Below are 18,418 nucleotides of genomic sequence, written 5' to 3' on the forward strand. Positions count from 1 at the left end.
AATTCAAATAAAAAGAAATAAATTTGAACCCTTAAACAAAATAATTATGACAAACAAAACAGCAAGTAATGGCCTAAAAGTAGCTTTGGGAATTGCAATAGCTTTATTTATTGGCTTAGGTGTATTTTCATCTTCTTTATACAAAGAAAAGAAACAAAATGAAAAAGAATTAATTAGTGAGAAAACAAAAGTACTTAACGAATTAAACCAAATGGCGACGCAGTACGATGTTGCTATGAGTGAAAATAATGTTGTTAATCAAAATTTAGTTGATGCCAAAGGACGTATAGACGGTTTAATAGATTCTTTAAAAGTGTCTGAAAACAATTTGAAAAGTTTATGGAAATACAAAACGAAGTATTTATCGTTGCAAAAGGAAATGGATTACCTTTTAACTGAAAATGATAAACTTAAAGTTGAAAACCAAATGTTAGCAACAAGTTTAGATAGTACTAAAGTTGAGTTAGTGCAACGTACTATGTTTACAGATTCGCTTTTAGTACAAAATACCGCTTTAGCAGATGTTGTTGAGAGTGCAGCAACATTATCTGCTAATAGCATGAAAGCTTCTGGTGTTTTAGAGCGTTCTTCTGGTAAGCAAATACCAATGGAAAAGGCAAGCCGTAGTGATAAAATTAGAATTTGTTTTACAGTTGCCAAAAACAAATTAGTTGAAGCAGGAGATAAGGAATTGTTTGTACAAGTTATAGACCCTAAAAATAATATTTTAGGTTCTAACGAACAGGTTGTTTTTGGAGAAGAAACTTTAAACTACAGTTTAATTAGTAAGTTTAGCTATGAAAACCAAAGCTTACCAATATGCGAGTACATTGCAAAGAAAGATAAGAAAGACGACTTTGAAAAAGGAACGTATAAAGTAAACGTTTTTAATGGCAAAGAGTTAGTTACAAGTACACAGTTTTCTATGAGATAATAGAATTTGTTATAAATATTAAAAGCCTGAAAAATTTAATTTTTCAGGCTTTTTTATTTGTCATTTTATTAATGTTACAAAAATTATAACTTGAGATAAAACTCTTATTTTATAATCGTTTTAAAACTTAAACTAAGTTAGTTTACTATTAAATATATTCACCATTTATTATTACTTTATCTATATTATTTTCACCAAAAGCATAAGGCAGGTAATTGTAACTAGGTACTTTTTTAGTAATAATTAAATTTGCTTTTTTACCTTTAGTAATGCTTCCGTATTGGTTGCTAATACCCATAGCATAAGCACCGTTAATTGTGGCTGCGTTTATGGCTTCTTCTGGTGTTAATTTCATTTTTATGCAAGCTGTACTTACTACAAAATTCATGTTTCCAGAAGGTGTAGAACCTGGATTAAAATCTGTTGCTAATGCTAAAGGTAATCCAGCATCTATAATTTGCCTTCCTGGCGTATATGGTATGCTTAAAAAGTAAGAACATGACGGTAATGCTACTGGCATTGTGTCGCTACCTTTAAGAGCATTTATATCGTCTTGATTTAATTCTTCTAAATGATCTACACTTATTGCATTATGTTTTACCGCTAAAGCAACGCCGCCAAAAGCATTAAATTGATTGACGTGAATTTTTGGAATTAAATGGTATTGTTTTGCTGCTTCAAGAATTTGCTCGGTATCTTCTAACGAGAAATAACCTTTTTCGCAAAAAACATCTACGTAATCTGCCAAGTTATCTGCTGCAACTTTAGGCATCATTTCATTAATAATCAAGTCTAAATAGCCTTGTTTATTGTCTTTAAACTCTTTAGGTAAAGCATGAGCTCCAAGAAAAGTTGCTTTTACTTTTATAGGAAACTCTTTTTTTATGCGTTTAATTACACGAAGCATTTTAAGTTCGGTTTCTGTAGATAAACCATATCCAGATTTTATTTCTAAAGCACCAGATCCTAATTGCATTACTTTATTTACACGTGCAATAGATTGCTGGTATAAATCCTCTTCGCTAGTGTTTTCAAGAGTTTTAGCACTATTTAAAATACCACCGCCTCTGTTAGCTATTTCCTCGTACGATAAGCCGTTAATTCTATCTACAAATTCTTGTTCTCTATTTCCTGCATACACAATATGGGTGTGAGAATCGCACCAGGTTGGTAAAACAACCTTTCCGCTAGCATCTATAACATTATCTGCATTATCATATTTGCAGTTGTCCATAGTGCCAAAATCTACAATAGTATCGTGTTCTATAAATAGATATGCATTTTTAAGAGTAGGAAGTGTTTTCATTTCTTCACCAGAAACTTTTAAAACATTAGGCTCTCTAATTTGTAGTAATTCTTTTATATTTTTTATTAGTAAAGACATCTTAAAGTGTTTGTGAGTAATCGGTTATATAAAGATTATAAGTTGCTATACACATAACAATTATACCTATTAGACTTATAATCCAATTGTATTTTTTTATAAATAAACGAGAAACAAAGTAGAGTAGTAGTGTTGTTATGCCTATTAAAGCAGGAACCCATTTTAGTATAATACCTACCATTCCAGCATCGGAATAATCTACAGTAAAAGAAATAGACAGCGTAATTATTTCTACTATAATTATTGCTATAATGTTGTTTTTAGGATTGTTTAAAAGCTTATTCATAGTCCAAATATAGATAAAATGCATAAGGTTGAATAATAAAGTACCGTTAGTTTTATAGCGTTTAATGTATCGATTATAACGAAAAGATAGTTTTTGTTTCTTGTAATTAATTACATTTCAATTGTAAATGTGTAATTGAAATATAAAGTGCTATTTATATTTCGTAAAAAATATGTATGAAACCATACTATAAGGAAGCTTTTGATTTTATCAATACGTTTCAACCTATACCTATATCTGTATATGATACATTGTATGATATTGCTAGTTATAAGGAAATAAAACAAGGAGATAAGCTTCTTGATTTGGGCGTAATACCGCAAAAAATTTACTTAATTGGTAAAGGTGTAATTCGTTCTTATATTTTACTTTCTAACGGAAAAGAAGTTACAACAACATTGTACAGTCCATTAATGTTTTTTGCTTCGTTTAAAGCATTATTACATAAAAAACCTACTAATTTAATCTATGAAGCTTTAACAGATTGTGATGTTTTTGAAATTGATTATGAAACGTTTTATAATTTATGTAAAAAAGACATGAATCTAATGTGTCTCTATAGTAGGTTTTTAGAGTATATAATTCTTAAAAGTGAAGCACGTTTTATAGAGTATGCTTCTAACGATGCTAAGGAGCGTTACTTATCGCTTAGAGAGCGCATACCAAATTTAGATAATACCATCGCACAATATCAAATTGCTGCAGCTTTGGGTATTACACCGGTACAATTAAGTAGAATTAGAGGTAAGCTTTAGTATTTTATTAACACATGTTAAGGGTTGTTTAAAACCATTGTTTTAAACTTGTAGTATTATAAAAATATTTATCCCTTATAATAATAACTAACTAAAATTAAAAAACCGATTAGCTTAATGCTAATCGGTTTTTTCAGTTTTATAATATTTTTTATTCCTGCGAAGGCAGGAGTCTATTATATAAAGTTGGATTCCTGCCTTCGCGGGAATGACAAAAATTTTATTTTAAACCTCCAACCATGTTTTCTGGTTTCACCCAAGCATCATAATCTTCGGCAGTAACATAACCTAAGTTTACAGCTTCTGTTTTTAATGTAGTTCCATTTTTGTGAGCAGTATTTGCTATTTCGGCAGCTTTATAATAACCAATTTTAGTATTTAAAGCAGTAACTAGCATTAAAGAGTTGTTTAGTAATTCTTTAATAACATCGTGATTAGGCTCTATTCCAGCAGCACAGTTTTCTTCAAAACTTACACAAGCATCACCAATTAATTGAGCACTTTGTAAAATGTTAGCAGCCATCATTGGTTTAAAAACGTTAAGCTCGTAATGTCCTTGAGTACCACCAACAGTTATAGCAACATCGTTACCCATAACTTGTGCACAAACCATAGTTAAAGCCTCACATTGTGTAGGGTTTACTTTTCCTGGCATAATAGAACTTCCTGGCTCGTTTGCAGGAATAATAATTTCTCCAATTCCAGAACGTGGTCCAGAAGCCATCATACGTATATCGTTAGCTATTTTATTTAAAGAAACAGCTAATTGCTTTAAAGCACCATGAGACTCTACAATAGCGTCATGTGCAGCTAAAGCTTCAAATTTATTCTCAGCAGTAATAAATGGTAAGTTTGTAAATTTTGCAATGTATTTAGCAACTAAAACATCGTATCCTTTAGGTGTATTTAAACCAGTACCAACAGCAGTACCACCAAGTGCTAATTCAGCTAAATGAGGTAACGTGTTTTCTAAAGCTTTTAAGCCATGATCTAATTGAGATACATAACCAGAAAACTCTTGACCTAATGTTAAAGGCGTAGCATCCATAAGGTGTGTACGACCTATTTTTACAACATCTTTAAAATCTTGTACTTTATCGTTTAGTGTATTTCTAAGTTTAATAACTCCAGGAATAGTGTTTTCTACTATCTTTTTGTAAGCAGCAATGTGCATTCCTGTTGGAAATGTATCGTTAGAAGATTGCGATTTATTTACATCATCATTAGGTGCAATTACTTTTTCGCCTTCTCCTACAATTCTTCCTGCTAATTGTTGTGCTCTATTTGCAACAACTTCATTAACATTCATGTTAGATTGTGTTCCAGAACCTGTTTGCCAGATTACTAAAGGAAATTGATCGTCATGCTTACCTTCTAAAATTTCATCGCAAGCCGCAGCTATTAAATCTCTTTTATCTTCTGGTAAAACACCTAATTCGCAGTTAGTGTATGCTGCTGCTTTTTTTAAGTATGCAAAACCATAAACCACTTCTAAAGGCATAGAAGCTGGTGTTCCTATTTTAAAATTGTTTCTTGAACGCTCAGTTTGTGCTCCCCAAAGTTTATCTGAAGGCACTTTTACTTCGCCCATTGTGTCTTTTTCTATTCTAAATTCCATCTGTTATTTGGTTTGTTTTAGGTTTGCTAAATTACGAAAAAATAAAAGTTTTTAGGATTGAAATGTTGATAAGTTTTAGTTGTATTAAGCTGTATTTAATTAATGTAATTTTTGAAATAGTTAATTTCGTTTAGCTTGATATATTTCAATGAAATGATAATTAATTCAATATAATTTGGAAAAAAAGAAATGTATATGGTGTTTAAGTTCTGAAAAAGAAGAATCTTTCAAGACTAAAGCGCACACTATTCCAAAGTCTTTAGGAGGCCAAAGTTTTAATAAAAATGTATGCGATAATTGTAATTCTTATTTTGGAAGTAGAGTAGAGTATAAATACTCAATTGAAGAAGCTTTAAAAGAAGGATTTAATATCTCACGTAGAATGATGTTGCTTTCTGGTAAACCTAAAAAAAAGTTGGTGGTTTTAAATCTAGATATTTTGATATTAGAGAACGAAATGGGAAAAGAACATTAAAAGTGTTACCATCTTTTAGGCTTAATGAGTCTTTTCAAAAAGAACTTTGTCATGCATTTAAACGAGGTCTATATAAATTATTTCTTGAAGAGTTAAATCGCCAAAAAGGATTAGGTTTTGATGATAAATATAACGTAATCAGAGAATTTTCTAGATATAATAAAGGAGATTTACCTGTTATATATTTTGATAGATCTGTTGGTATATTTATGAGTATTAAACGAGAAGCTGAAACTCCTGTTTTGCTTTTTGACAGAATGAAATATTTATACTCAAATGAAAAATTTGTAGAAATAGAGTTTTTAGGGCATGTATTCGGTTTCCCAATAACAGAGGTAACGAAAGAAGATTTTGATAGTTATATTACTAATTCTAAAGAGTTAAAATTAGGGCATTTTAATAGTTGGAAAAAAATTGAGAAATTAATTGATATTGATATAACATTGAGTATAATGGATAAGTAAATATCATTTAACTCTTCCTAAAAAGTAAATCCAATCTTAATACCTCCATATTTAGCAGAGTTACCAGATTTAAATTCGCGTGTAATTGCAGAGCGAGAATACTCAAAATACAGTGTTTTTGTTTTTAAAATTAATCCATAATTGTATTGTGCAGTTAAGCGTTCAATATTATTAGAAGAAATGGTATAAGGACTTTTATTATTAAATATGCCACCTTGCAAAGTAGCATCGTACGCAACCATACTTATAGCTGGCTGTGCATAAGCATAAAGTTTAAAACCTTTAGTGTTTTCTATTTTAGAAAAAGGTTTGTCTATAATGCCAAAAACAGTATTAAAACCAACCGAAGCATTAGTAAAAAGTGTTCCTACCTTTAGATTACTAATAACCTGTAATGCAATTAAATTATTATAACGATAGAGTTGTTTCTCGTACCCAACTTCGTAACTAATTACAACATCGTTTTTTATCTGGTTTTTCCAACCTCTTGGTATTTTGTTACCTGTAGCTTTGTGTATACCAACTTGCATTTCTTCACCAAAAGCACCAGGACCAATTAGTCCTAAGTTAAAAGATGAAGTAAAACGTATTTTTTTATCTAGATTGGTAGAGATAATAAAACTTTTAAGCATTATTGCAGCCGCGAAAGGTCTATCTTCAATTTGAATAGCTTCGCTAACATAATCGTTAGGTGTATAGCCAATATGCTCTATAGATAATCCATATTTTACATATGAGGCTTTTGGATTAAAGAACAGTTTATTTATTGGATTCTTTTCTAAACTTTCTAAAACAAGTTCAAGATTATAACCTTGAGTATAATTCTCGTCTGTGGCAGCGAAATAATCGTTTTCGTAATTAAATCTAAAGTAAGAGTTGCTATTTATGTTTCTATAGGAAACCATATTATCAATTTTCTGAGCATGCGAAATTGAAATAAATAAAAATAGAGTGAGTAAATGTTTTATGTTTCTAGTCATAATTTACTTACGGTTTTTATTAAGTTTAGGTTTTATATCCTATGCTATTATTTGTTTCTTGATTAATAGTTTTTATGCACTTTAATCCAATTTAAAACCAAGAAAAATTCAATTAGATAATTTGGTTAATAAAACTGTTAATAATTACAAAGTTTATATTGTATAAAAAAAGAGATTAACTTATATTTGCGTTATATTAAAAACAAGACACAATCAATTATGTTCGAATTCGACCAATACTTAGGCTTTTTAGCATTTTTAACAATATTAACTATAGGTTTCTGGTTAATGATATTTTTAGTAACTTTTGTTGTTCCTTATTGGATTGGCGGAAGCTTAATAGAACGTATTAACGAAATTAGAGAAGAGAGAAAAGCAAAGCTTGAAAATTAAGCTTAATTTTTCAGGTTTTATTACACTGTAATTCTAAGTGTAATTTATGGCTTCTAAATATAAATATTAAAAAAGGGAAACTTTTATAAGTCTCCCTTTTTTTGTGCCTAATAGTTATCTGTGTTTTATTTTAAAACGGATTTCTTCTAATAGAAAACAACCAATTAACTTTATTAAATCAGGATGTAGATATTAAAAAAAAATCCTTGTAACTAAAATTAATAGTTACAAGGATTAAGTTTTTTGATCGTTAAAGATTAACCTTCAAATCCTTCGTCTCCACCATAATTTCCGCTTTGTACACGCTTCTTTTTTTGGTTGAATCTATATGTAAAGGCAAGGTTAAAACTACGTTCTCTCCACTGGAATTCGCTTTCCGAAGTATAAGTTGGAGTAGTGGTTTCTTGTATACGTTTTCTACTATTAAACAAATCATTTACATTAAAAGCAATAGATGCTTTTTCATTGAATAAATCTTTACTAAAAGCCATAGTTGTACTAAATATACCTTCACTTTCGTTTTGTGCATCTGCACTAGGACCTCTGTAATTTAAATTTGTTTGCCAATCGATATCAGCTGGCAATGTGTATTTATTACTAATACGCGCATACCAACTGTTGTTAGTATTGTCTAAAGATAAACCATTGGGAGTAGTACCTTTTGTTTCATTTTGGAAGAAATTAAAGTTACCATTTACTCTCCACTTTCTTGATGGATTATAAGTTAAAGTAAACTCGAAACCATAACGATCTTCGGTTGCTAAGTTAATAGGTGTACGTTTAATAATTGGTAACTCTTCACCATTTACGTTAGCTGTATCTCCAGTATCGAAACTAATGTAACTAAAACCATCTGTTGCATGAGAGTAGTAAGCAGATGTGTTAAATGTAAATTTTCCAAAACGCTTTAAATAACCTAAATCTATCTGTCCAGAATAACTTGGATTTAAATCAGGATTTCCTTGAAAAAAGTTTGTAACACTATTTCTAGAAGGAAAAGGATTTAAAAAGTAACCTCTTGGTCTTCTTAAACGTCTAGCATAACCTAAGGTAACATTTTCTTTCTCGTTAAATTCGTAACTTAAATTAACTGTTGGAAATAAACCTGTAAAATTCTTTCTTGTTAAATCTCCTGTAGTAGGTTGGTCTATTGTAAATCTTGTATTTTCTAATCTTAATCCTAATAAAAAAGAAAATTTATTGAATTTACTACCAAATTGAGAGTAAACTGCATTTACATATTGCTTAAAATTTAAAACGTTTGTTAAGTCTAAATTAGATACAAAAGTATTACTACTTGCATCAAAATTTGACACATTAAAATCTGTAATAGTCGTATCAAAATTACCTCTATATCCAGCTTCAAACTGACTATTCTCTCCAATAGGTAGTACATAATCTGTTTGTAAAAGAATCTGACTTTGATCTTCTAAAGTAGATACGTTTTCTACAGCTACATTATCTACAGAAATTAAAGAGTTTTCATTCTCTTGGCTATCTTCATATTGAAAATCGAAAGTTAATGTGGCACTAGATTCGTAATTTTTTTGAAAATTTAAAGCATATTGTACTGTTTGATCATCTTCATTACTAGGATCTAAACGTGTAGTAGTTGATAATAAATTTCTGTTACTGTCATACTGATTTAGAATATTGGTATTTAAATCTGTATCCTTACTATCTCTATATAAAATAGAAGTTGTTAAAGAAGCAGAATCGTCTACATACCATTCTACACCAAAGTTTGTAGTTAATCCTTTTCTTTCTCTATCGTAAGTATTGTCTTCGTCTAAAAAGTTGCCTGTAGCATTGTATTGTGTAGACGAATTTGAATTTCCTGGCGCTTCTCTATAACTATAACCAGTAGTATTAAAAATGTTTACGTTTCCAGTTCTGTAGTTTACGTTTCCGTTAATTCCAGCTGAAGGATTATAACCAACATTTGTAGTAATAGCTCCATTTAAGCCTTGCAATTTGCTACGACGTAAAATAATATTTATAATTCCACCAGTTCCTTCGGCATCATATCTTGAAGATGGAGAAGTTATAACTTCTACTTTTTCAATAGATTCTGCAGGTAATTGACGTAAAGCATCTGTAGAGTTTAAGCCTACTAACCCAGAAGGTTTTCCATTAATTAAAATACGTACGTTATCGTTTCCACGAAGTGCAACGTTTCCTTCAACATCTACAGAGACTGAAGGTACATTATCTAAAACATCACTAACGGTACCACCTCTAACAGTTAAATCTTTACCAACATTATATATTTTTTTATCGAGTTTAATCTCAACAGTAGTTTTTTCGGCAATAAGTTCTACTTCCTCTAAAGTAGTAGCATCTTCTTTTAAAAATATATTTCCAAAATTTAAAGCCTTATCAATGACTTTGTTTTTTAGCGTTATTTTTTCAAAGCTTATAAATTCGAAAGTAAAATTATAGGTTCCAGCAGCAACATTAAAATTAAATGCTCCGTTTTCGTTTGCAGTACCTCCTGTAATAATTTTTCCATCAGTAGGATTAGAAACAACAACAGTTGCCCATTCTAATGGGATGTTAGTTTCTTTTTCTAAAATTTTTCCAGTAATGGTAAAGTCTTTTTGTGCGGAAGCCAAAAAGCCAATAAAAACGGTTAAAAAAGTGGCAATTAATTTTCTGTTCATTCTCTTAGGATTTAATTTATAAGATTACAAAAATAGCCTAAGGTTTAAACGTGTTTGGTTAAAGGTTTGTTAAATAAAAAAGCCTTGTAATTTTACAAGGCTAAATATTTATGTTATGATGTCGAAAATTTTTCGTGCAGGTTTACCAATCACTGCTTTATCTCCATTAATTATTATTGGTCGTTCTATTAACTCTGGATATTTTATAAGTATTTGAATGTACTCTTCTTCTGAAAAATCAATTCCTGAGTCTACAATATGTTGAAATTTTTCAATCCAAAGTACATCGCGAGTTCTAATAATCTCGATAGGAGAGACGTTAAGAAGTTTAATAATTTTGCGAAGTTTTACAGCATCAAGTGGTTTGTCTTTATACTTTATTATTTCGTGATTATGTTTGCTAGTTTCTAGTATTTCAAGACATTTATTAGAATCTTCCGATTCTGGATTGTGATATAGTATTATCATTGTAGGTTAAGGGAAGTTTTAGAATTTGCTAAAAATTAATTACATTAAAAAAAGGTGCTAATCTTTCTATAAAATTTTATAAATATTTTCTGTAGGACGGCATATTACAGCCTTATCTCCATTTACTATAATTGGTCTTTCGATTAGTTTGGGGTGTGCTAACATTGCATCAATAATAGCATCGTTAGTAAGATCTTTATTTTTATATTCAGACTTCCATATAGCTTCATTTTTTCTTACTAAATCTATAGGTTCAATATTAAGCATTTTAATAAGTTGTTGTAATTCCTTTTTAGTTGGCACATCTTCCAAATATTTTACAATTTCAAAGTCTTTACTAGAGTTTTCTAAAACCTCTAATGCGCATCTAGATTTGCTACAACGATTGTTATGGTATATTTTAATCATATTTATTTTTAAGAATTAGAGCTTCTTTGTTTTTCTTAATTAAAAAAGGAAATTATGTATTAACTTTTTATAGTTGATTAGATTCTGTTGTTTGTTGTCCCATCATCATTAAATAAGCCTTTAAAAACGGTGTAATATCACCATCCATAACTGCATCTACATTACCAGTTTCGTGCGCAGACCTTACATCTTTAACTAATTTGTAAGGATGCATAACGTAATTTCTTATTTGGCTTCCCCATTCAATCTTCATTTTTCCAGCTTCAATATCTTGACGTTGGGCTAATTGTTTTTGAAGTTCAATCTCATATAATTGAGACTTTAACATTTGTAAAGCTCTAGATCTATTATCGTGTTGCGAACGTGTTTCAGAACATTGTATTTGTATGCCAGTAGGTTTATGTAGTAATTGAACTTTTGTTTCTACTTTATTTACGTTTTGTCCACCAGCTCCGCTTGATCTTGCAGTAGTAATTTCTAAATCTGCAGGATTAATTTCAATTTCTATAGAATCGTCTACTAAAGGATAGACATAAACCGAAGCAAAACTAGTGTGGCGTTTTGCATTACTATCGAAAGGAGAAATACGTACCAATCTATGTACACCGTTTTCTCCTTTAAGCCAACCAAAAGCATAATCGCCTTCAATTTCTATAGTTACTGTTTTTATACCAGCAACATCACCTTCTTGAAAGTTAAGTTCTTTAACCTTAAAACCACTTTTTTCAGCATACATTAAGTACATGCGCATAAGCATTTCGGCCCAATCACAACTTTCTGTACCACCAGCTCCAGCAGTAATTTGAAGCACTGCACTTAAGCTATCACCTTCTTCCGAAAGCATGTTTTTAAACTCTAAATCTTCAATTAAAGTTTGCGCTTTTATAAATCTGTTTTCAACATCTTTAGCAGTAGCTTCATTTTCTTTAAAGAATTCGTAAATAACTTCTAAGTCTTCAATAAGTGTGTTAGCTAGGTTATAATCTTCAACCCATCTTTTTTTTACACGTAGTGATTTCATTATTATTTCAGCAGCTTTAGAATCGTTCCAAAAATCTGGTGAAAAGGTTTGTTCTTCTTCATTGCTAATTTCTATTAATTTAGCATCTATGTCAAAGATATTGCCTTAACTTAGTCAGGCGTTGTGAGAGATCTTTAATTTGATCTTGTGTTATCATTATATATGTGTTTGTAACAAAAATAGAATTTATAGTATGATAAATAAATTATTACCTACTTATTTTCTAATTTTATACTGAAAAATAATAATAAGAAATTCGTTTATATAATTAAGGTGTTAATATCTAAATTATGATAACGATTAATAGCAGATAAATAACAATATTAAGAAAAAATGAGAATAGATTTAAGAAGTGATACTGTAACAAAACCATCTGAAGGCATGTTAAATGCTATAATGAATGCTAAAGTTGGAGACGATGTATATAAAGAGGATGAAACGGTTAACGCACTAGAAGAAAGAGTTGCCAAATTATTTGGAAAATCTCATGCTTTATTTTTTCCTAGTGGAACCATGGCAAACCAAACAGCTATAAAACTACATACTAATCCTGGAGACCAAGTAATTTGCGATAAGTATGCACACATTTTTAATTACGAAGGTGGAGGTGCATCTTTTAATAGTGGTGTGTCTTGTAATCTTATAGATGGAGATAGAGGTATGTTTACAGCAGCGCAAGTTATAGAGGCTATTAATCCTCCCGATTTTTATCACAGTCCATTAACCACATTAGTTGAAATAGAGAATACAACTAATAAAGGAGGCGGAGCTTGTTGGAATTTTAACGAATTAAAAAAAATTAAAGAAGTCTGCACAACTAATAATTTGCGTTTTCATTTAGATGGAGCACGATTATGGAATGCATTAGTTGAAACTAAAGAAACAGCTGAAGATTATGGTAATCTATTCGATACAATTTCTGTATGTTTTAGTAAAGGATTAGGTTGTCCAGTAGGCTCTGTATTGGTAGGAGACGAACATTTAATGAAAAACGCTATAAGAATTAGAAAAATTCTTGGAGGAGGTATGAGGCAAGTTGGTTTCCTAGCAGCGGCAGCATTGTATGCGTTAGATAATAATATGGAAGCATTAAAAGAGGATCACATTAAAGCAAAAGAGATCGCTTCTGTATTAGAAAAAGCGGATTATATAGCTAAAGTAGAATCTGTAGAAACCAATATTGTAATTTTTACTTTAAATAGTAAATATAGTGATGAAACTTTTTTAAATATTTTAAAAAGTAAGGATATTCATTTAAGTAATATGGGACAAGGTAAGCTTCGAATAGTTACACACTTAGACTATACACAGAGTATGCATAAAGTTGTTTTAAATGAATTAAGTGTTTTGTAAATAAATAATGGGTAAAGTGTAAATGTCTGATTATTAGAATGAAAAAATGTTAACGAAATGTTAAACGGAGTTTTTTAACACTTTATCGAATTGTCATAGAAATATAGTAATTATTTGAATTAATAGTTTGTTAACAAGTAATTTTACACGAAATTAGAGAACAGCCGAGTATATATTTGGCTTGTTTAACCTTAAAATAACCATTAAAATTATTTAAAAAATGAAAAAAGCATTACTAACAATCTTATCTTTTGTTGCCTGTACAGTAGCAATCGCACAAGATTTACCTACAAATCCTGAACCAGGAAAATGTTACGTACGTTGTGTAACACCAGATGTATGGGTAAATCAAGATGTGACTATCCAAGTTGCACCGGCTTACAAAAAATTAAAAGTAGTACCTGCACAGTACAGAACAGAAAATGAAGAAGTTGTTGTTCAGTCTGCTGGACAAGAATTAGCTGTTGTACCTGCACAGTACGAAACACAAACTTTCGAAGTAACTGTACAAGGACCTGCTCAAAGACTTGAAAAAGTAGCTGGATCTACAGATTCAACTACTGAAGAAATGGTAATTCAGCCAGGATACCAAGAATTAGCTGTTGTACCTGCACAGTACGAAACACAAAATTTTGATGTTACTACTTCAGAAGGTGGACAAACTTTATCTGTTGTTCCTGCAAAATTAGGAACAGAAACTTTTGAAGTTGTTGTAACTGAAGCTAGCCAACGTTTAGAAGTTGTACCTGCTCAATACGAGACAAGAACAGAAACTGTTATTGTACAACAAGCTTACCAAAAATTACAAACAGTACCTGCTCAATACGAGACAAGAACTGAAACTGTAGTTGTTACTGCTGCTGGACAGCGTATGGAAGTTGTTCCTGCTAAATGGGGAACTGAAAATGTAGAGATTGTTGTTCAACCAGCATCTTCTAGATTAGAAATTATTCCTGCTCAATATGGTACTGAAACTGAAACTGTTGTAGTTACAGAAGCTAGCCAGCGTTTAGAAGTTATACCTGCTAAATGGGGAACTGAAACTTTATCTTATAAGAAAAGAGAATTTGGAAATACTTTAAAAGTTGTTCCTGCTAGTTTTTCTACAGATTACCAAGTTATCGAAACTAAGCCAGCTACTGCTAAATGGGGAATGAGTGATACTCCTGCTGCAGATTGTGCATCTAGCGATCCTAACGATTGTAGATACTGGTGTTACAAAAATGTACCAGCTCAAAACATTACAGTAAATACTACTACTTTATCTAATGATGCATCTATTGTTACAACTCCTGGTTGTGATAATTCTAATGCTAATAGTGATGATTGTGGTATGGGAACTTATACAAGAAAAGTTGTACAAACTCCTGCTACTACTAGAGTAATTGATATTCCTGCTGTAACTAAAGAAGTTAAGCGTACAGTAATGACTCAGCCTTCAACTACAAGAACAATTGAAATTCCTGCAGTAACTAAAACGATCAAGAAAACAGTATTAGTTTCTCCAGCAACTACAAGAGTAATCGATATTCCTCAAGTAACTAAAGAAGTTACAAGACAAGTAATGGTAACTCCACCAACAACAAGAGCTATTGATGTTCCTGCTGTAACTAAAGAAATTACGCGTACTGTAATGGTAACACCTCCAACTACAAGAGTTATTACTATTCCTGCAGTTACAAAAACGATGAAGCGTACTACTTTAGTAACTCCAGCTTCTACAAGAGTAACAGAAATTCCTGCTACTACTAAAACTATGAAGCGTGTTGTTATGGCTACACCTCCAACTGCAAGAGCTATCGATATTCCTTCTAAGTCAACTACAATTAGAAAAACTGTTATTACTCCAGAAACTACTAGATCTATCGATATTCCTGCTGTAACTAAAACAATGAAGCGTACTGTAATGGCAACGCCTCCTACAACTAGAGTAATAGACGTAGCACAAAAAACTGCAACTTTAAAAACAACTGTTTTAGCTAGTGATGCTAGAGTAGAAGAAGTTACTATTCCTGCTGTTAACAAAACAGTTACTAAAGAAGTTTTACAAACTAAAGGTGGTTTAACTACTTGGACTGAGGTTGATTGTAAAATCGTTGAGTATAACGATCTTAACATAAACTGGTTATTAGGTTCTGCAACTTTAACTCCTTCTGCTAAAGCTGAGATTGATGCAAAATTATTAGTAGAATTGAAGAATGGTGTTTCTGTAGAGATCGCATCTCACACAGATTCAAGAGGTTCTGCTGCATCTAACAGATCTTTATCTGAAAGAAGAGCACAAGCTGTAACTAACTACTTAATTTCTAAAGGAATCAACTCTTCAAGAATTGTTTCTAATGGATATGGTGAGTCTAGATTAGCAAACAGATGTTCTGATGGTGTTTCTTGTACAGAAAGAGAGCACTTAGCAAACAGAAGAACTCAATTTAGAGTTATCAATGCTAACTAAGATGTAATTCTTATTTCATTTATATATAAAAAGAAGCCTTCGGGCTTCTTTTTTTGTTTGTTATGCTTTTTTTATTATTCGATATAACGTTTGTAAATTTTAGACTCTTAGTTTAGAATTGAATTTAAAAAAAAGCCTCACTCAATATAGATATTGAGTGAGGCTTTTTTAATTAATAGTATTACCTATTGTGTAAACCCTTTATTTAAACATATCCATTCCTGGAATACTAGGCATACCATCTTTTGCCACAGCAGCTAATTCTGCTTCATTAATTTGAGTAGCTTTTTCAATAGCTTTATTTAAAGTAAGTATTAAATAATCTTCTAACTGCTCTTTGTCTTCTAATAATGAATCATCAATAGTAATAGCTTTTATGGTTCTATTTGCTGTTAAAGTAAGCTTTAATAATCCATCGTTACTTTGTTCATCTACTAAAACAGAGTTTAACCTTGCTTTAGTCTCTTCTACCTTTTGTTGGGTTTCTTTAAGTTTTCCCACCATTCCTGCTAAATCTCCAAACATAATTTGTTATTGTATTAATTTAAATGCAAATTTATTAAATACAATGGTTAATAACCAATATAATATATAATCAAAAACCTTGTATTTATTTTCTCTTTAAGTTTTACTTTTGTTTTTTCTTGTAAATAAAACTAAAACATGTCAGAAACAACAGTAACAGTTAATGCACCAGTTGCAAAAAAAATAAAGAAATCTCTAGAAAAGCATAACGATATTCGTATTGATAATTATTTCTGGATGAATGATAGAGAAGATAAAAATGTTATTGATCATCTTAATGCAGAAAACAGCTATACTAAGTCCGTTTTAAAACATACAGAATCATTTCAAAAAGATCTTTTTGAAGAAATGAAGGGTAGAATAAAAGAAGATGATACTTCTGTACCTTACAAATTGAATGGTTATTGGTATGTTACTAAATTTGAAAAAGGTAAAGATTATCCTATATACACAAGAAGAAAGGAGAATATAGATGCAGCCGAAGAAATTATTTTTGACTGTAATGAGATGGCTAAAGAACATGCTTATTTTAAATTAGGAGGAATATCTATTAGTCCAGATAATAAAATGGCAAGTTTTGCTGTAGATACAGTAAGTAGAAGGCAATATACCTTGCAAATAAAAGATTTGACTACAGGTGAAATTTTTTCTGATAAAATAGAAAATACTACAGGAAGCTCTACTTGGGCGAACGATAATAAAACGTTGTTTTATACAAAGAAAGATGAGGTAACCTTGCGTTCGGACAAAATATACAAGCATAAATTATATACAGAAGAAGAAAAAGATGTTTTAGTTTTTAATGAAACCGACGATACCTTTAATTCATTCGTATATAAAACAAAATCTAAAAAGTATATTGTAATTGGTTCTTCGAGTACACTAACTTCAGAATATAGAATTTTAAATGCAAATACTCCAGATGGCGAATTTAAAATATTTCAGGAACGTGAACGTGAATTAGAATATTCAATTGCTCATTATAAGGATAGCTTCTATATTATTACTAATAAAGATGATGCTACTAATTTTAAACTACAAAAAACGTCTGAAACTAATACTGAAAAGGAGAATTGGAAAGATGTATTGCCACACAGAATAGACGTTTTACTAGAAGATATAGAGATTTTTAAAGATTATCTTGTAGTTAACGAACGTGAAAACGGACTGAATAAAATAAGAATAATAAGTTGGAATGGAGAAGAAGATTATCATCTACCATTCGATAACGAAACATATACTGCTAGTTTAGGTAATAATCCAGATTTTAATAGCGACGAGTTACGCTATGGTTACAACTCTTTAACAACACCAAGCTCAATAATTGATTATAATTTAAAAACGAAGATTAAAACAACAAAGAAAGAGCAAGAGGTTTTAGGAGGAAAGTTTAATAAAGATAATTACGAATCTAAACGCCTTTGGGCAACTGCAAGAGATGGAGTTAAAGTACCTATATCTTTAGTTTATAAAAAAGGAATAGAATTAAATGGCAAAAACCCAGTTTTACAATACTCTTATGGTTCTTATGGTTCAACAATAGATCCTTATTTCTCTACTATTAGACTAAGTTTATTAGATAGAGGTTTTATTTATGTAATAGCGCACATAAGAGGAGGAGAGTACTTAGGTAGAGAATGGTACGAAAACGGAAAATTATTAACTAAAATGAATACTTTCACAGACTTTATAGACTGTTCTAAGTTTTTAATTCAAGAAAAATATACATCTCCAGAACATTTATATGCAATGGGAGGAAGTGCAGGAGGCTTATTAATGGGAACTATAATTAATTTAAATCCAGAATTATATAATGGAGTAATTGCAGCTGTACCATTTGTAGATGTTGTAACTACAATGTTAGACGATACTATACCATTAACTACAGGAGAATATGATGAATGGGGAAACCCAAACGATAAAAAATATTATGATTACATGAAATCATATTCACCTTACGATAATGTAACACCTAAAAATTATCCAAACCTACTAGTTACAACAGGTTTACACGATTCTCAAGTGCAATATTTTGAGCCTGCAAAATGGGTAGCAAAATTAAGAGAATTAAAAACAGATACCAATAAGTTATTGTTTCATATCGATATGGAAGCAGGACATGGTGGAGCATCTGGACGTTTTGAAAGTTTAAAAGAAGTCGCATTGGAATATGCGTTTTTACTTGATTTAGAGGGAGTTGACTGTTAAAAAAAAAAAGCTTATTTTTGCAAGGTTTTAA

At 30.6% G+C, this 18,418-nt stretch carries 17 protein-coding genes; 8 read left to right on the forward strand and 9 right to left on the reverse strand.

What is annotated here, in order from left to right; genetic code table 11:
• Nucleotides 1–46: 46 nt before the first annotated feature.
• Nucleotides 47–934 carry a chromosome partitioning protein ParA gene (locus Q0935_RS00445; RefSeq protein ID WP_299381410.1) on the forward strand — a complete coding sequence of 296 codons (888 nt, stop codon included), beginning with the start codon at nt 47–49 and terminating at the stop codon, nt 932–934.
• A 148-nt stretch (nt 935–1,082) separates the two neighbouring features.
• On the opposite strand, the gene hutI is transcribed toward Q0935_RS00445, so the two are convergent.
• Both hutI and Q0935_RS00455 read right to left on the reverse strand, forming a co-directional pair.
• Nucleotides 1,083–2,318 carry an imidazolonepropionase gene (hutI, locus tag Q0935_RS00450; RefSeq protein WP_299381412.1) on the reverse strand — a complete coding sequence of 412 codons (1,236 nt, stop codon included), beginning with the start codon at nt 2,316–2,318 and terminating at the stop codon, nt 1,083–1,085.
• Nucleotide 2,319: 1 nt separating this feature from the next.
• Entirely contained in the window at nt 2,320–2,604 is a 285-nt protein-coding gene (locus tag Q0935_RS00455) for a hypothetical protein (RefSeq protein ID WP_299381414.1), read from the reverse strand.
• A gap of 176 nt (nt 2,605–2,780) precedes the next feature.
• Between Q0935_RS00455 and Q0935_RS00460 the strand changes: the two genes are divergently transcribed.
• Nucleotides 2,781–3,359, forward strand: coding sequence for a Crp/Fnr family transcriptional regulator (locus tag Q0935_RS00460; protein ID WP_299381417.1), 579 nt, complete (start codon nt 2,781–2,783; stop codon nt 3,357–3,359).
• 220 nt (nt 3,360–3,579) lie between these two features.
• Here Q0935_RS00460 and fumC read toward each other — a convergent pair whose 3' ends face one another.
• Complete coding sequence (gene fumC, locus Q0935_RS00465) at nt 3,580–4,977, reverse strand: class II fumarate hydratase (protein WP_299381419.1); 1,398 nt, start codon at nt 4,975–4,977, stop codon at nt 3,580–3,582.
• Between the two features lie 175 nt (nt 4,978–5,152).
• Between fumC and Q0935_RS00470 the strand changes: the two genes are divergently transcribed.
• Both Q0935_RS00470 and Q0935_RS00475 read left to right on the forward strand, forming a co-directional pair.
• On the forward strand, nt 5,153–5,452 hold the full coding sequence (locus tag Q0935_RS00470; protein ID WP_299381422.1) for an HNH endonuclease: 300 nt from the start codon (nt 5,153–5,155) through the stop codon (nt 5,450–5,452).
• Between the two features lie 2 nt (nt 5,453–5,454).
• The gene (locus Q0935_RS00475; RefSeq protein WP_299381424.1) at nt 5,455–5,916 is read left to right on the forward strand and encodes a hypothetical protein; all 462 of its coding nucleotides are present in this window, start codon (nt 5,455–5,457) and stop codon (nt 5,914–5,916) included.
• A gap of 17 nt (nt 5,917–5,933) precedes the next feature.
• Here the strand turns inward: Q0935_RS00475 and Q0935_RS00480 are convergent, their stop codons facing one another.
• Entirely contained in the window at nt 5,934–6,896 is a 963-nt protein-coding gene (locus tag Q0935_RS00480) for a lipid A deacylase LpxR family protein (RefSeq protein ID WP_299381427.1), read from the reverse strand.
• A gap of 219 nt (nt 6,897–7,115) precedes the next feature.
• Between Q0935_RS00480 and Q0935_RS00485 the strand changes: the two genes are divergently transcribed.
• On the forward strand, nt 7,116–7,289 hold the full coding sequence (locus Q0935_RS00485) for a hypothetical protein (protein WP_299248364.1): 174 nt from the start codon (nt 7,116–7,118) through the stop codon (nt 7,287–7,289).
• A gap of 257 nt (nt 7,290–7,546) precedes the next feature.
• Here Q0935_RS00485 and Q0935_RS00490 read toward each other — a convergent pair whose 3' ends face one another.
• The 4 genes from Q0935_RS00490 to prfB form a co-directional block, all read right to left on the reverse strand.
• Nucleotides 7,547–9,952 (reverse strand): outer membrane beta-barrel family protein, encoded by a 2,406-nt coding sequence (locus Q0935_RS00490; protein ID WP_299381430.1) that lies wholly within the window; start codon nt 9,950–9,952, stop codon nt 7,547–7,549.
• Between the two features lie 108 nt (nt 9,953–10,060).
• The gene (locus Q0935_RS00495; RefSeq protein WP_299248357.1) at nt 10,061–10,420 is read right to left on the reverse strand and encodes an ArsC/Spx/MgsR family protein; all 360 of its coding nucleotides are present in this window, start codon (nt 10,418–10,420) and stop codon (nt 10,061–10,063) included.
• Nucleotides 10,421–10,486: 66 nt separating this feature from the next.
• Nucleotides 10,487–10,828 (reverse strand): arsenate reductase (glutaredoxin), encoded by a 342-nt coding sequence (arsC, locus tag Q0935_RS00500; protein WP_299381432.1) that lies wholly within the window; start codon nt 10,826–10,828, stop codon nt 10,487–10,489.
• 67 nt (nt 10,829–10,895) lie between these two features.
• Nucleotides 10,896–12,006 (reverse strand): peptide chain release factor 2 gene (gene prfB / locus Q0935_RS00505; RefSeq protein WP_299248348.1). Its coding sequence is split into 2 segments (ribosomal slippage): nt 10,896–11,942 and nt 11,944–12,006, totalling 1,110 coding nucleotides; the frame shifts between segments, so codons are not numbered across the junction.
• 176 nt (nt 12,007–12,182) lie between these two features.
• Between prfB and Q0935_RS00510 the strand changes: the two genes are divergently transcribed.
• Together Q0935_RS00510 and Q0935_RS00515 are read left to right on the forward strand one after the other, a co-directional pair.
• On the forward strand, nt 12,183–13,202 hold the full coding sequence (locus tag Q0935_RS00510; protein ID WP_299381435.1) for a low specificity L-threonine aldolase: 1,020 nt from the start codon (nt 12,183–12,185) through the stop codon (nt 13,200–13,202).
• Nucleotides 13,203–13,422: 220 nt separating this feature from the next.
• Entirely contained in the window at nt 13,423–15,654 is a 2,232-nt protein-coding gene (locus Q0935_RS00515) for an OmpA family protein (RefSeq protein ID WP_299381437.1), read from the forward strand.
• Between the two features lie 201 nt (nt 15,655–15,855).
• On the opposite strand, the gene Q0935_RS00520 is transcribed toward Q0935_RS00515, so the two are convergent.
• Nucleotides 15,856–16,179 carry a YbaB/EbfC family nucleoid-associated protein gene (locus Q0935_RS00520; RefSeq protein WP_299381440.1) on the reverse strand — a complete coding sequence of 108 codons (324 nt, stop codon included), beginning with the start codon at nt 16,177–16,179 and terminating at the stop codon, nt 15,856–15,858.
• A 138-nt stretch (nt 16,180–16,317) separates the two neighbouring features.
• On the opposite strand from Q0935_RS00520, the gene Q0935_RS00525 reads away from it, so the two are divergent.
• Nucleotides 16,318–18,387 carry a S9 family peptidase gene (locus Q0935_RS00525; protein ID WP_299381442.1) on the forward strand — a complete coding sequence of 690 codons (2,070 nt, stop codon included), beginning with the start codon at nt 16,318–16,320 and terminating at the stop codon, nt 18,385–18,387.
• Nucleotides 18,388–18,418: the final 31 nt, after the last annotated feature.

It is taken from the genome of uncultured Lacinutrix sp. (genome assembly GCF_947500605.1).
In the GTDB taxonomy this organism is placed as follows: Bacteria; Bacteroidota; Bacteroidia; order Flavobacteriales; family Flavobacteriaceae; genus Lacinutrix.